At 35.7% G+C, this 934-nt stretch carries 1 protein-coding gene and 1 pseudogene; both read right to left on the reverse strand.

Annotated elements, in window-relative coordinates; all coding sequences use genetic code 11:
• Window positions 1-10: 10 nt before the first annotated feature.
• Window positions 11-607 carry a hypothetical protein gene (locus tag IV71_RS07370; protein ID WP_010691926.1) on the reverse strand — a complete coding sequence of 199 codons (597 nt, stop codon included), beginning with the start codon at window positions 605-607 and terminating at the stop codon, window positions 11-13.
• Window positions 604-934, reverse strand: a pseudogene (locus IV71_RS07375) (hypothetical protein); the annotation flags it as partial. The pseudogene IV71_RS07375 and the gene IV71_RS07370, both read right to left, overlap by 4 nt.

A 934-nucleotide genomic window follows, 5' to 3' on the forward strand; every position in this document is an offset into this window, starting at 1 on the left:
ATAGTTGTAATTAGTTTGATGATAGTGAAGTTGAACTATTGGCTTCAATCTTTTCGATTCCAATGTATGAAACTTCGGTTAACTTATGAGTGACCGAATCATACGTAACGTGGTATAGTAGAACACTTTGTCCAGAATTCTTATTTTTAAACTGGGCATTAACAACCACTCTCACATTGCCGGTTTGGGTCTCATCAGTTGGCTGATTAATATCAGGATAGAAAACAGCTTCTGAGAGCTTCGACTGCAAACCAAGTGTATCCACATAGTGATTCTTATTAACGTAGTCGGACTGAAAAAGAGTAGAATTATCAATTACTTGATTACTTGCAAAAGGAGAACAGGTTTTTGAGCGTTGGTTGAATTGTCTTGAACTATCAAAAGTGTGATAAGCACTGAAAAATTCCTGACAGACATTTTGCGCATCGTTAAATGGCCACTGCTTCGTTATTTTTGTTACTGTTTGACTAGTGATTGCTCTGTTCTTATTGATTACGGATCGCAGCTTATTTTGTTGCTGAACAATGATTAAATTAATCGACAACAAGAGAATAGTGACTAAAGAACCTGCAAGAATCCATGGATGAGCCTTAAGTTTATGAATCATGACTGTCCCCCTTTATCAGTGTGTTCCATGATAATGGAGATAATACTATCCGATTGTAGGCTGTAGATTATATTAAATATTTTTTGCCCTTGGCTCTCGTCTTGTTGGTAATCAACTAAACAGTACAAAGCAACAATTCCATCATGATAATTTGGTTGAACTTGCACATTGGTAATTGTTACAGAACCATCTGTACTTGTTTCAGTGTTTGTGTTTGGAAATAATAATGGTAAAGTTTCCATCACTGAGGAATCTAAATGATTCTGTAGGGCCGTTTTATTGTCAATTTTTTGCTTACCCATTTTGGCAGATAATTGAATTGTCTGT

Source organism: Fructobacillus fructosus KCTC 3544 (genome assembly GCF_001438695.1).
Classification (GTDB): domain Bacteria; phylum Bacillota; class Bacilli; order Lactobacillales; family Lactobacillaceae; genus Fructobacillus; species Fructobacillus fructosus.